This window comes from Nocardia sp. NPDC059154, from assembly GCF_042755705.1.
GTDB lineage: Bacteria > Actinomycetota > Actinomycetes > Mycobacteriales > Mycobacteriaceae > Nocardia.
The window spans coordinates 30,245-42,623 of the sequence record NZ_JBHZCS010000075.1; the positions used below are offsets into that span (position 1 = coordinate 30,245).

Annotated in this window: 15 protein-coding genes and 2 pseudogenes; 3 read left to right on the forward strand and 14 right to left on the reverse strand. The window is 68.1% G+C overall.

Going from position 1 to position 12,379, the window contains the following annotated elements:
• Positions 1-79 precede the first annotated feature (79 nt).
• Genes ACFXN1_RS42070 through ACFXN1_RS42080 form a run of 3 tightly spaced genes read right to left on the reverse strand, consistent with a single transcriptional unit; the run spans position 80 to position 1,013 of the window.
• The gene (locus tag ACFXN1_RS42070) at positions 80-412 is read right to left on the reverse strand and encodes a hypothetical protein (RefSeq protein ID WP_379446139.1); all 333 of its coding nucleotides are present in this window, start codon (positions 410-412) and stop codon (positions 80-82) included.
• Between the two features lie 23 nt (positions 413-435).
• Positions 436-672, reverse strand: a complete 237-nt coding sequence (locus tag ACFXN1_RS42075) for a hypothetical protein (RefSeq protein ID WP_379446140.1) — start codon at positions 670-672, stop codon at positions 436-438.
• Between the two features lie 20 nt (positions 673-692).
• A complete protein-coding gene (locus ACFXN1_RS42080) occupies positions 693-1,013 on the reverse strand; it encodes a hypothetical protein (RefSeq protein ID WP_379446141.1) in 321 nt (106 codons plus the stop codon).
• A gap of 921 nt (positions 1,014-1,934) precedes the next feature.
• Here ACFXN1_RS42080 and ACFXN1_RS42085 point away from each other — a divergent pair.
• Together ACFXN1_RS42085 and ACFXN1_RS42090 are read left to right on the forward strand one after the other, a co-directional pair.
• The gene (locus ACFXN1_RS42085) at positions 1,935-2,666 is read left to right on the forward strand and encodes a hypothetical protein (RefSeq protein WP_379446142.1); all 732 of its coding nucleotides are present in this window, start codon (positions 1,935-1,937) and stop codon (positions 2,664-2,666) included.
• A 111-nt stretch (positions 2,667-2,777) separates the two neighbouring features.
• The gene (locus ACFXN1_RS42090) at positions 2,778-3,227 is read left to right on the forward strand and encodes a hypothetical protein (protein WP_379446143.1); all 450 of its coding nucleotides are present in this window, start codon (positions 2,778-2,780) and stop codon (positions 3,225-3,227) included.
• Positions 3,228-3,499: 272 nt separating this feature from the next.
• Here ACFXN1_RS42090 and ACFXN1_RS42095 read toward each other — a convergent pair whose 3' ends face one another.
• Both ACFXN1_RS42095 and ACFXN1_RS42100 read right to left on the reverse strand, forming a co-directional pair.
• Positions 3,500-3,787: a hypothetical protein gene (locus ACFXN1_RS42095; protein WP_379446144.1), complete on the reverse strand. Its 288-nt coding sequence runs from the start codon at positions 3,785-3,787 to the stop codon at positions 3,500-3,502.
• A gap of 82 nt (positions 3,788-3,869) precedes the next feature.
• Positions 3,870-4,571: a hypothetical protein gene (locus ACFXN1_RS42100; protein WP_379463895.1), complete on the reverse strand. Its 702-nt coding sequence runs from the start codon at positions 4,569-4,571 to the stop codon at positions 3,870-3,872.
• A 794-nt stretch (positions 4,572-5,365) separates the two neighbouring features.
• On the opposite strand from ACFXN1_RS42100, the gene ACFXN1_RS42105 reads away from it, so the two are divergent.
• Entirely contained in the window at positions 5,366-5,596 is a 231-nt protein-coding gene (locus ACFXN1_RS42105; protein ID WP_379446146.1) for a hypothetical protein, read from the forward strand.
• A 460-nt stretch (positions 5,597-6,056) separates the two neighbouring features.
• Here the strand turns inward: ACFXN1_RS42105 and ACFXN1_RS42110 are convergent, their stop codons facing one another.
• The 9 genes and pseudogenes from ACFXN1_RS42110 to ACFXN1_RS42150 form a co-directional block, all read right to left on the reverse strand.
• Positions 6,057-6,371, reverse strand: a complete 315-nt coding sequence (locus ACFXN1_RS42110) for a hypothetical protein (RefSeq protein WP_379446147.1) — start codon at positions 6,369-6,371, stop codon at positions 6,057-6,059.
• Between the two features lie 38 nt (positions 6,372-6,409).
• Positions 6,410-7,171: a DUF4192 family protein gene (locus ACFXN1_RS42115; RefSeq protein ID WP_379446149.1), complete on the reverse strand. Its 762-nt coding sequence runs from the start codon at positions 7,169-7,171 to the stop codon at positions 6,410-6,412.
• 128 nt (positions 7,172-7,299) lie between these two features.
• On the reverse strand, positions 7,300-8,265 hold the full coding sequence (locus ACFXN1_RS42120; protein ID WP_379446150.1) for a DUF4192 domain-containing protein: 966 nt from the start codon (positions 8,263-8,265) through the stop codon (positions 7,300-7,302).
• Positions 8,266-8,324: 59 nt separating this feature from the next.
• Entirely contained in the window at positions 8,325-8,468 is a 144-nt protein-coding gene (locus ACFXN1_RS42125; protein WP_379446151.1) for a hypothetical protein, read from the reverse strand.
• Positions 8,469-8,502: 34 nt separating this feature from the next.
• Positions 8,503-8,943, reverse strand: coding sequence for a hypothetical protein (locus ACFXN1_RS42130; RefSeq protein WP_379446152.1), 441 nt, complete (start codon positions 8,941-8,943; stop codon positions 8,503-8,505).
• A gap of 67 nt (positions 8,944-9,010) precedes the next feature.
• Positions 9,011-9,406, reverse strand: a complete 396-nt coding sequence (locus tag ACFXN1_RS42135; protein WP_379446153.1) for a DUF6573 family protein — start codon at positions 9,404-9,406, stop codon at positions 9,011-9,013.
• Positions 9,407-9,491: 85 nt separating this feature from the next.
• Positions 9,492-10,010: a hypothetical protein gene (locus tag ACFXN1_RS42140; protein WP_379446155.1), complete on the reverse strand. Its 519-nt coding sequence runs from the start codon at positions 10,008-10,010 to the stop codon at positions 9,492-9,494.
• 508 nt (positions 10,011-10,518) lie between these two features.
• Positions 10,519-10,686, reverse strand: a pseudogene (locus tag ACFXN1_RS42145) (SDR family NAD(P)-dependent oxidoreductase); the annotation flags it as partial.
• A 122-nt stretch (positions 10,687-10,808) separates the two neighbouring features.
• Positions 10,809-11,991, reverse strand: a pseudogene (locus tag ACFXN1_RS42150) (lipid-transfer protein).
• Positions 11,992-12,379 lie beyond the last annotated feature (388 nt).

The window sequence follows — 12,379 nt, forward strand, 5'->3', positions numbered from 1 at the left end:
TTTGGGTTGTGTGGGGGGTGGGGCGCCCCTGGTGGTCGTCTCCCTCCTTGCCCCCCCCCCCGCTGCTGTCGGGTGGTGGCTAGTTGGGGAACGGCGCGCTGTAGGGGAGCAGGGCGGCGCGGCGCAGGAACTGCGCGCGGGGGTGGCGGTAGGCCCGCAGGTGCCGGTTGAGTTCGTTGCTGATGGGTGCGGCGGCAACGTGGTTGGTGTGGCCGTGGCGCGCGCCATAGGGGTGGTCCCACAGCACTTCGCCCATGGCGGTCACCACGTGGTCGACAACCCAGAACGTTTCGGTGTCGAGGCGGCTGAGGAACTGGACGGCTCCGCTGTCGAGCTGGGTGGTGGCGAGGAATCCGGAGGGCAGGAGCATGTCGGGGTAGGCGCTGGTGTGGGAGAAGGTGATCAGTTGCATTGTGGGGGTTGTCCTTTCGGGTGTTACGCGGCGTGTTCGCGGCGGATGTGGCGGAAGTAGACGCGGGCGTCGCGGGTGGCCCAGTGCTTGCCGGGGTGCCAGGACCCGATGACGTTGCCCTCGGCGGTCTCGGCCCAGTAGAGGCGGGCGGTCTGGTCGTTGCGGGGGTCGAGTGCGCGGCTGTGGATGGTGACGGTGTGGTTGCCGCACCGCATGGTGTTGTGGGTGGTGGTGCCGGGGGTGATGGCGCTGAGTGCCATGGGTTTTCGCTCCTTGTGGGTTAGGCGAGGACAAGCGCGGTGACGGCCCCGTTGGGGGTGGCGCGCAGGATGAGAGAGAAGTGTTCGGGGGTGAGGACTCCTCGGGTGGTGCGGTGGGTGCTCAGGGTGAGGCGGGTGAAGCCGGGCCCGGTGGGCGGCTGGTCGGGCATGGCGTCGTGGGCGGCGGCGAGGATGCGGGCGAGTTGGCCGGTCGTGATGGTGTTTTCGACGCTGAGTGCGGCCACGGGGAGCCCGTGGTCGCGAATGTCGGTGAGTCCGAATTTGTTGCGCAATTCGCGCGTTCGGGAATCGATTTCGGATTTGGCGGTTTTGATGGACATGTGCGTTCCCATTTTCATTCGAATGAATTCGCCTGTTGCTCCCGCGAAGTAGCCTTACCCTGGGTCATGTCCGACCCCGAATAGTGGCGGGTCGCTCGCTCGAATGCGGGACAGTGCAGGGGCTTCGCGGAAGCCGTTGCGTACGCTATGGAGTTAAGAAACAACGCGGTCAGAAGGGTGGTCCGGGCGCGGGAGCCGGTGGCTCCCCTTCCCTTTTCGCTCCCTTCAACCTTGTAGCTATAGCTTATCATTCTCATGTTTTTCGCTTTTCTTTTTGAGGATATACGGGGCGTGATGTATTTCTCTTCATTTATTGGGCTGGGGTGTTGTTTTTTGCTTTTGGCTCACTTGGGCTTGGGCTGCCTCCCGGCGAGGGCGGGGGTGTCGGGGGCTGGCCCCCGTGCACGCCCGCCAGGGCGTGGAGTCTTGTGGTCTTTTCGGAGGGAGGGCCGGACCGAGGTGGTCGTGGTGGTGGACTCTTCGGATGGGCTGGGGCGTCTCCGATCACCGTGGGTGTGGGCAGGTCAAGCACGCTTTTCGCTTGACCTGTCTGCGCCCGCGGTGATAGCCCCGACAAGCCCATTCGGAGAGTTCGCCGCCACGACATGCGGTCGGGCCCGGAGGACGCGCGAGCGGCAGCTCGCGGAGGGAGGTGACCCGGCGCCGGCCGGCTGTGTGGGGCTGGGGCGGGGTGTGATTGGGCGTGGGTTGGCTGGGTGGTGGGCCTGCGGGAGCTGCGGGCCGGCGGGAGGGCTTGGTGTCGCGGCAGCTCCAGGCTTGTGGTGGTGGGTTGGGATGCGGCGCCCGCGTGGGGTTCTGGTTTGGGGGGTGTGTCTGGCGTGGGGTTCTACGATGTGGGGGTTTGTGTTGGTCGTGGTGTCCTTGCGCGGGTGCCGCCGTTTGTGGGAGGTGGTGGGCGTCGTGGCTGTGGTGTGGCGGTCGTCGGAGCAGTTGCGGACGGGGTTTTCCGCGGCGCGCAAGGCGGTGGTGTCGGCGGGGGATGTGGTGGTGGTGACGTGGGAGGGGCGTGCGGAGGCGGTGCTGGTGCCGGTCGGGTTGTGGGAGGCGGTGACCGGTTCGGCGGTGGGCGGGGCGGGTGAGGACGAGGTGGTGGTGTTCTCGGCGTCGCAGGTGCCGTTGGGGTTGGCGAAGGTCCGCGAGCTGCTGGGGCAGGGTGTGGCGGTCGCGGTGGCGGCGCACAAGGCGGTGAAGGCGATGTTCGTTCCGGTGGGGTGGGCGCGAGAGATGTTGCCGGAGTTGGGGTTACCGCCCGGGGAGTCGCTTCCGGAGGAGGTGCTGGTGGTGTATCGGAGTCGTCGGCGCGCGCAAGCCCTGGCCGCGGAGTTCGCGGGCGCGCCGGATGCGGTGTGGGAGGGGGATCGGCGTTTGTCGGCGGGGCCGACGGTGATCCCGGTGCGGGTGCGCGCTGGTTTGGTGGCGGTGGCGTATGTGGAGGAGGGGAGGGTCGCCCGGGTGCGGGCGGTGGATCGTGCGGGGGAGTGGGCGGATGTGTCGGAGACGGTGTCGCTTGCGCCGGTGGGGGAGTGTTTGACGGCGGAGCAGGTCGACGCGTTGTTGCCGGGTACGGGTGTGGTGTTGGGTGCGGAACGTGTTGCGCCGCCGGGGGTGTGGCGGGAGTTTCTGGCGGTGTAGGCGGGTGGGTGGGAGCCGCGCCGCAGGCGCGGGTTCCCGCGCGTGCGCGGGGCGTTGCCGGGCGCGGGCCGATTGGTGGTCGGCGCCGGCGGGCGGTCGAGGGAGGGCTGGGTGTTGCCCGTGGTCGGGGGTGGCCGCGCGGAGCGCGTCGGCGTGGTCAGAACAGTTCGAGTTGCGGCGGTTCGTGTCGGGGTCGGGCGACGGGTTCGCGGCGTCGTGCTGGTTCGGGCCGGGGTGCTTCGTGGGGAACAGGCCGAGTTCTACGGCAGTGGTGAGGGTTTCGGTGTGCCGGTAGCCGCTACCATCGAATGCGCGGCGGTCGGCTTCGATGGTGACGGTGTAGACCTGGGGTTCGTCGAGGTCGAGTCCCTCGTATTCTCTGGCGTGTTCGCGTTCCCATTCGGCTTGGGTGAGGGCTTGGTCGAGGTGGGCGCGGCACACGTAGACAACAGCCGCGCTCGGCTGATCGCCGAGTACCTGCGGGTAGACGACTTTGTGGGTCGCGATGGTGGTGCGGCAGAACGTGGCTCGGTCGTATGGATTGCTGCTGGTCTGGGCTGAAGTGGTGGCGGTTTCGGGCTCCTTTGGTGTGTAGCCTTCGCATCGTCGGATGTCCCATCCGCTGATCTTCTTGTTGACCAGTGGGTTCGGTCCGAATCGAACGGCCATGGCCGTCTACCGCTGCGCGGTGCGGGGCGTGGGGGCGGTGGGGGAGTTCATGGGGTGCTGGTCCTTTCGTGGCGGTGTTGGTCTGCGTGGCGGGCGGCGAGGGCCGCCCTGGGGGCGCGGGTGCTGCCCACCGCGGGCAGCACCCGTGGGGCGCGCGCGTCGGTTCAGGCGTCGCGGATAAGGCGCAGCGGTGGGTTGTACTCGGGTTCGGTTCGGACGAATTGCGGTGGGGCGGGCTGGGGTTCGATGGGGCTGTGTGGGCCCATCCATCGGTGCAGGGTCGACGCGCGGAGGTAGCCGTTGCCGGGTTCGGGGGGCCCGAATTCCAGCTGCTGGTTGAAGTCGTCTTCCTCGCGCGGGTGCGTGTCTTCGAGTAGCCAGGCGATGGAGTCGCGGACCTCGGGCGGCAGGTCGTCGGGGGTGGCGTAGCGGTGGATCGGGCTGCTGGTCATTGCTGGTGGCTCCTCGGGTTGGTGCGGGTGGTGGGCACCCGGTAGGCGGCTACTACCGGGTGCCCGGACGGGGCTTGTCGGGTTACGGGTGGTGCGCGTCGAAGACGCTTTCGAACAGCGCGTTCACGGTGTCGGCGGCCAGGTCGGCGAATTCGTAGGGGAGGGTGATGTAGAGCTGCACGCCCGGGATCGGTGGGCCGTCTGAGGTGCGAATCGGGTGGCCGGTGTCGAACGCTGCTCGGGCACGCTCGTACCGGTATTCGAAGGCGATCGGTGCGAGCCGTGTGGTGGTGTGCGCGGTGTTGATTCGCTGGGCGATGGCGTCGGCGAGGTCGACACCGTCGCGGGCGATTGCCGCGGCGACGGCGTGGTTGTGTTGGGCGGTCGCGACCGCGTCGCGGTATCCGCTGTGGGCGTCTTCTCCGTCGAGGATTTCGGCGCGCACTTTGTTGGCGATGGTGTCGGTTGGTTCGCTGGTGCTGAACTCGGTGGTGAAGGTGTGCGGCTTGTAGACGTCGCGGTGGGTGAGGAGGGTGTCGTCGGTCTCGGCCAGGGAGGCGACCGCCCGCACGGTGTCGGCGTTGTCGGGTAGGTGGCGCAGTTCGATGCGCAGCGGGGGCGGCCCGATGAGGGCGACGCCGGCGGGATTGGTGGGGCTGGGGCCGACCGACCAGGTTTCGGTGCGGGTGGCCATTTCGGCGGCGAGGTCGAATCCGAGCGTGCGCAGGTCGACGGGCGTGGGGTTCTCCGTTTCGAGGTGGTGGTCGAATTCGGGGCCGGACACCAGGTTGGTGTCCGGCCCCGATTGGATGGGATGGGTGTTCGTTCCTGGCGGGTTGGTCGCTGGGGGGGCCGGCGGCCGCCGCAGCGGGTGGGCTGCCAGTGGGTGTGTGCGTCGCGGATGTTGGAGAGCAGGCGGCGCACGGCGGCGGTGATGTCGTCCTCGTAGTCGTCGGGGGCGGTGATCTCTACGCGTATTCCGGGGCTGGGTTTGCCGTCGGGGTCGATGATCGGGCGGCCGGTGTCGATTCCGATCCACGCACGCAGGCAGGGGTATTCGACGGTGGTCGGTGAGGTCCGTTTGTCCGTGATCGCCGCCGAGAAGGTCTCGCGGGCCATGGATTCGGAGAGCGCGATGCGTTCCCGGGCGGTCTGTTCTTCGGCGGTTTTGCGTTGCTGCGCGCCCGCGACGGCCGCGCGGTAGTGGTGGGGTTGGCCGTCTTCTCCGTCGAGGAACGTGTCGCGTACTTGGTCGGCGAGATCCGTCGCGGATGCATGCGGGTTGAGGACGGTCTTGAATAGTTTGGGCTGGTTGGGGTCTCGGTAGGGGTGGAGGCTCGGATCGGTGTCCCACAGCGAGGCGGTGGCGCGGACGGTGTCGCCGTGGTCGGTGTCGAAGCGCAGCTCGATGCGCAGCGGGGCCGGGCCGATGAGGGTCGCGCCGAACGGGTAGGCGGAGCTGGCGGTCACTGACCATTCCTCCTCGGTGGTGGTGGTCAGTGCGCAGGCGAGGTCGAATCCGAAGGTTCGCAGGTCGACGGGCATGGTGTGGTTGTCCGGTTCTGGGGTGTGAGTGGGGTGGGCATCGGCGGGCGCGGCGGCGGCGACCGCCTGGGCGAGGGCATAGGCGTAGGTGCAGTTCGGGCCGATCAAGTGGTTGCGGATCTGGTTCGCGACTACGTCGGCGCGTTCGCCGAGCCGGGTGGTCACCTTGTGCGGGCCGTGTTTCGCCGAGGGCAGGTCCTCGTCGAATTCGCCGTGGATGTTGACCCGTACTTGGGTGTCGGTGAGGGCGAGAGTCAGGCGTAGCCGTTGACGGTCGGGGCCGAGGAGGTAGGCGTCGTTGTTGCTGGCGTCGATGAATTCGGCGCGCCAGTCCGCGCCGAGTGCGGTGGCGACGGCGCTGGTGAACTGGCGCAGCGGCGTGGATGTCATGGTTCGGGTACTCCTTTTGCGTTTCGGGGCTGTGCGGCGGCCCGTGCGAGATGGGCTGCTCGCGGTGGTTTTGGTGGACGTTCCCGCCGGCGGTCGGAGGGCTGTCCGGGCCGGGCTGGGAGCTGGCCGGCGGGGAAGGGGTGCACGGAGCGCAGCGGAGTTCCGTTGCCTGCGTGCGTTTTCGGCGCGGGCCCTCGTGCGGGGCGGCGGCGCGGTGCTGCTACTATGGGCGGCGAATGCCCCAGCTGGGCGGTTACCAGCTGGGGCATTCGTGGTGTCCGGGGTTTCAGGGCGCGGGCGGCGGGCTCCGCGCGGCTGGGGACGTCGGGGGCATTCAGTCGCGGTGGCCGTAGTGCTTGCGCACGTAGCGTCGGCGTTCTTCGCGGCCGGGGAACGCGCTGGTGCTGATGTCGCCCTCGGTGTAGACGGTGAGTCCGTAGACGTCGGGGCTGATCTCGGTTCCGTCGTCGGCTGCCACGGCGGTGATGTCGGCGTAGGCGACGACGACGTAGGGCCAGTCTCCGTAGAGGATGTCGCCGTCTCCCGCTACTTCCTTCCACGGTGCGGTGAGCTTCGCCATCCAGTCGTAGCCGTCGCCCCATGCGGGGTCGGGGACGGGCGGGAGGTGGTGGCAGAGTTCGCTGTTCATCGGTGATTCCGTCTCTTTCTGGTGGCTGTGGGGGCGGGTCATCGTGCGGGGGCCACGATGGGCAGCGGGTACGCCATGGCGGGGGTCGCTACCTGGAAGATGGGGATTCCCTGCGGGGTGGGCAGCGTGGGGACGGTGCCGAGGCGGTGGCGGTTGTCCAGCGACCAGACGGGCGCGCCGGGGGCGGTGCTGGTGGCGGTGTAGCTGGCCGCGAGCGGGATTCCGTGGCCCTGGAATTCGCTGTCGAGTTGGCTGATGAGGTCGCCGTGGCGGTCGCGGGTAGTGGAGTCGGGATAGATGATCAGGGCGACAGTGCGGGTGGCGTCGGAATCCGCGGTGAGGGGCCGGGATTCGTAGCTGCCGAACGGGCCGGTGTCGAACAGGCCGACCCGCTCGACGGTCCACCAGCCGCGTTCGGCGGGAATGAGCAACGCAACGATCAGGGCCGGGAGCGTCAAGCTGGTGTGGTCGTGGGCGGTGAGCAGGGAGGGCACGGCCGCGATGAGGGCGGGTGCGTTGTCCAGGCGCACCGTGCGGGCGGCGTCTCGGTGGGTGTTGAGTTCGGCGGCGATGTCGGCGGGGACCGGGCGGGCGGGTCGGTCGCCGAAGCTGTGCACGAAGTGGGGGTGGGAATAGGGTCCAAGCATGCTGTCGATTCCCCATCCGGGCTGCTCGCCTTCGAGCTGGGACACGCTGTAGCTGTAGCCGTCGCGGCTATAGGTCGCGGTGTAGCCGTTGCGTTCGATGCCGAACGGGCCGGTGGCGCGGCGGTATTCCATGCTGGTGATGGTGATGTCCATGGTGTTTTCTCCTGGGTGCAGTGGTTTTGGGGCGACTGCGCCAGCCGGGCGGTTACCGGCTGGTGCAGTCGCGTTGATCGGGGGTGCGCGCGATACGGGCGGGCCGCGGGCGTGCAGGTGGTGGCGGTTCACGCGCGGTTGGCGAAGAACTGCCGGACCTGTTGCGGGGGGAACCCACCGTGGAGGGCGGCGTCAAGCATTCGCGCGAACGCGTAGCCGGGATCCTCGATCTGGGCGACGGTGATCGCGACCGATGCGGTGATGGCATCGCCGCTGACGTAGGCGCTGAAGCTGTAGAGGGTGGCGGCAACGGCGCGGGGGCGGCCGGTCATGCACCGGGCCGCGTCGAGCCACACGGGTTCGCGGGTGCGGTCGGCGCGGGCGGCCGCGTCCTGAAAGAAGACATCAGCTATGGCCGGTTTGCGCAGTCGCGCAGCAAGTTCGGCGGCGTCCTTGGGCGGCAATCCGGTGGCGTCGTCGTAGTCGGCGACCAGGCGGGCGACGAACTCGCGGGGCTCGCTGAGGTCGGGCGCGGTCAGCGCGTGCGCCGCCTGCTCGATCGCCGCGTTCACGGCGTTGCAGCGGACGGGATCGGGGGTGAATCGGGCTTTGATCTCGTCGCGGTCGTAGTTGACCACGCGGCCGCTGGCGGCGTTGGAGGCCGCGAGCACGGTGCTGGCGGGGTCGGGGAGTACCCCGTGATTGCCGTTCATCAGTGAGCGCCACGTCGCTCCGGCTTCGAACTTCGGCAACGTCCATGCCTGGCTGATCTTGATATTGACTCGCCCAAGCTCGGATGCCAACAGCGTCAACAAGATTTCATGCTGGTCGGTTTGATCGCTGGCGCGGTTGGGGTCCTGCTCGGCGACAACCGCGATCAGCGCACGATCTGCCTTGGCAAGGCGCAGTTTCGCAGCCAGCGTTCCAGGGGCCTGCTGAATGAACTCGCGCAATCCGTGGCGCACGGTCAGCTGAGGGATTCCGCTGTGGTCGGTCAGGATGAGAATCAGGGAATCGGGTGGCGGGGTGGTTGTGAGCATGGCGGGAATGGACGCGAGATAGGTTCCGGCGTCGCGTGTGTGGTGCTGCTTCATTGCGGGCGTTCTCTCTGTGGGTGCCCCGGCCGTTGGGCCGGGGCAGGGATTTCAGGGGTCTAGATCATTTCCAGGTGCACGAGCCAGGACGGTTCGCCGTGCTCGCACTCGCCGTCGGTCTCGACCTGGCAACCGTCGAGGGCTTCGGCCACTCCGTCGAAGACCCACTGCTGGATCTGGGACATGCTGGGGCGCTTGGACATTGCTGTACTCCTTGCTGTTGTGATGGTTTGGCGGCTATGCGCCGGTGAGGTTTTCGATTTCGGTTCCGTCCAACGTGGCGGAGCGGAAATAGTCGATGGTCTCGCCGTGCTTCGCGTTGTGGGCGATGGTGTCGGCGAGGGTGGGGGTGCATTCGTCGCACGCGTAGACGTGGTGCGTTTCCCCGGGGCACATGGACCCTTGAACCGTGGTGCAGGTGGTGGCGGTGACTCCTTTCCCGAAATGCTGCAATTCGCATACGCGGGTGACGACGTGGTGCGGTTCGCCGATCGTGATGTGTTGGACCGGGTTGCCGTCCCGGGTGAGGGCCCAGGCGGCGGGGCCGGTCTTGGTGATCGCGTAGGGCTTGGGGAGCGCGTCGGCGATGGCCTCGGCGCGCTTCTCGGTTACTCGGGCGAGGACGGTGAGGGTAAGGGAGTGGGCGTCGGTGGTGAGGGCGAAGAATCGGGCGCTCATGCCGGGGTCCTTCTCGCGGTGGTGCAGGCACCCGGGCCGTGTCCGGGTGCCTGCCGAAAGAGAGTGGTTACATGTCGCGCGGGGCCATGATGGTCAGGACCGGGGCGGCGGTGTCACCGGGCCCGCAGTGCAGGCAGAGGGTGACCGGCTGCGGCTTGGTGCTGTTGCTGCCGTTGACCAGGCGCAACACTTTGAATTCCATTGCCGAGGCGCTGCGGTTGTTCATCGCGGCGAGCTTCGCCATCATGAGGACGTCCCAGGTGCGGCCGGTGATGGACTGGCCGTGTTTGCCTTCGTTGTCCCAGGCGATGGCGTCGGCCCAGGCGTGTTCGGCGATCGCGACCGGGTGTTTGAATCCGGCTTCTTTGGCGAGCTCGCTCACGTCGTGGAGGACTCCGTCGGCGATGGCCTGCGCGCGGCTGTAGGTGTGGATGACTTCCCACCCGCTGTTGTCGGTGCTCATTGGGTTGTGTTGCCTTTCCGTGGTTTTCGGTTCGGGCGCACGCCCCGGTAGGCGGTTACTACCGGGGCGTGCGGCTGGGAGCGGTTCAGGCGGTGAGGGTTTGGAGGGTGGAGGGGTAGTTGATGAGGTCGGGCGCACACAGGTAGGTAGTGGGCGTTTCGGTGAGGCGGTGTCGGGGGACCAGCCCGATATAGGCGTCGGTTCGCAGGGACCAGACCGGGTTTCCGGGGCTGACGGCGCGGGCGGCGTAGGCGTTGGTGAGGTGCACGCCTCGGGCGCTGAGCTGGTAGTCGGTGCGCGCGATGGTGTCGACGTGGAGGGTGACGCTGTCTCCGGGGCCGTCGGCGTCGCGGTCGACGACTACTGCGATCGCGTGGCTGCCGGTGAAGCCGGAGGTGAGCTCGGTTACCGCGTACCGGTCGGGGGTTTCGAGGCGAGAGCTGTGGACGTTCTCGACCTGTTTCCATCCGCCGGGGAGGTCGCGCAGCAGGATCAGGGTGAGGCTGCGGGGCTCGAGGGGCTGCCCGTGCTGGGCGGGCAGGGATTCGACCAGGGCGGTCGGGTTGGACAGAATTACGATGCCTTTCGCGTTCGGGTATTTCATTGTTGGGCTCCTTTCATTTCCTTCACGGGACGCTGTAGGCGGGCGAATTGGCGCAGAGGGTGCACAGTCGGTCGGGGTGCGTGATGGGTCCGTAGTAGTCGCATCCCTGGCACCGTTTGTAGTCCCGGTAAATGCAGTCGTCCGGCACTTTGCCCGTCCGGTATTCGTATTCGCCTTCGCTGCGGCAATTCGCGCAACGGCAGTTGGTGTCGGTCAATTCGGTGACGCTCCGCTCGTTGTTTCAGCCGGTAGCTGGTCACTGTCGGATCGACAGAGAGCGGCTACCGGGCGGGTGACATGTCACGCTATGGAATTCTCAAAGGACATGGCAGAGGGGTGGTGCGGGCGCGGGGGGGGGGGGGTTCCCCCCCCCCCCCCCGGGGGGGGGCCCCCCCCCCCGGCCCGATCGGCCGCGGACGCCCGCGGCTAGAAGATGTATCCGCCGCCGCAGACCAGGGTCTGGCCGCTGACGTAGTCGGAGTCCGGGCTGCACAGCAGGTACACCGCGCCGGCCGCCGGCCGCCTCGATGGCGGCCACGGTCTCCTTGGCCGGTTCGGCGTCGAGGTCGTTGACCACGACCGACGCGCCCTCGCGGGCGAGCTTCAGGGCGATCTCGCGCCCGATGCCGCGCCCGGATCCGGAGACGATGGCGACCTTGTTGTCCAGAGTTCCCATGGAGCAATACCTTTCGGAGGAGGTGAGAAGTCAGAGCGCTGTGACGGTGGGCCCGGTGAGCGCGACGACCGCGGTCCCGGTGAGCGTGACGGTGCCGATCACACCGGGATCCAGCGCCATGCTCAGTCCACCTTCTGGTAGAGGGTCACGACGGCCGCCCCGCCCAGGCCGATGTTGTGCTGCAGGGCGATTCGCGCACCCTCGACCTGCCGGGCGGCGGCCCGGCCGCGCAGCTGCCAGACCAGTTCGGCGCACTGCGCCAGGCCGGTCGCGCCGAGCGGGTGTCCCTTGGACAGCAGCCCGCCGGACGGGTTGGTGACCACCCGCCCGCCGTAGGTGTTGTCGCCGTCGGCGATGAACTTCTCGGCGGTGCCCTCCGGGGTCAGGCCGAGGGCCTCGTAGCTGAGCAGCTCGTTGGTGGTGAAGCAGTCGTGCAGTTCCACGACCGGAATGTCGAGGGGGTCCACGCCGGCCTGCTGATAGACCTGCTGGGCGGCGGCCCGGGACATGTCGTAGCCGACGATCGACAGCATCGAGTCGCCGTCGAAGGTCGAGGCGGTGTCGGTGACCATGGCCTGCGCGGTGAACGCCACGTCGGTGCGCAAACCGTGTGTGCGCGCGTAGTTTTCGCTGACCAGGACGGCGGCCGACGCCGCAGGTGGGCGGGCAGCACTGCAGCCGGGTGAGCGGTCCGTAGATCTGCGGGGAGGCCAGCACCTCCTCGACGGTCACTGGATCGCGGAACACCGCATTGGGATTGCCGGCCGCGTGCCGGCGCGCCTTGACCGCGATCCGCGCGAACACCGCCGGGTCCATGCCGTATCGGTCGGCGTATTCGCGGCCCGCGCCGCCGAAGTATCGGGCCGCGAAGGGCGCGTCGCCCTCGCCCTGGAGACGGTGAACCACGGTGTCGAAGCTGTCGAACGGGCTGGGCCGATCGGTGTAGGCAGTGGCGAGTGCGCCGCGCTGCATCTGCTCGAACCCCAGGGCCAGCACCACATCCGCGATGCCGTGCTCGATCGCCTGCCGCGCCAGGAACAGCGCCGACGACCCGGTCGAGCAGTTGTTGTTGACATTGATCACGGGAATGCCGGTGGCGCCTACGCGGTAGAGCGCCGCCTGCCCCGACGTCGAATCTCCGTACACCCACCCCGCATACGCCTGCTGCACCGTCGCGTAGTCGATGCCCGCGTCGGCCAACGCGGCCCGCACCGCCTGCTCGCCCATGACGTCGTAGGTCTGCGTCCGGCGGGGTGTGGTGAACGGGATCATCCCGACACCCGCCACCAACACGCGACTTCCCATGTCTCACATCTCGGGGATTGCACTATCTGAAATTCACTTAGTAGAGCAGCGGGTGCGCGTGGACGCAAGGGTGATCATGTAATCAGTGGGCAATCGGTGCGCAATCCTCGGGTATGTTCAGCTCCCGATCCTCAGATTCAGCTATTTACTCTTCACTTACTTTGCCTCGGCGGCGGCGACCCCAACTGTTGGGGCTGTCGGTGGCTGCGGCCCGGGTTCGATACTTGCTCCCGCCGAGATCGAGAACGATGGAGCCACAGATGAATTCGAAGAAGACCCTCGCCGCGTTCGCCGTCACCGCGGCCCTTCTCACCCCCGCCGGCGTGCTGGCCGCCCCCGCCCAGGCCGATGCGCCGGCGCCGGCGCAGGCCCCGCCTGTGGACCCCAC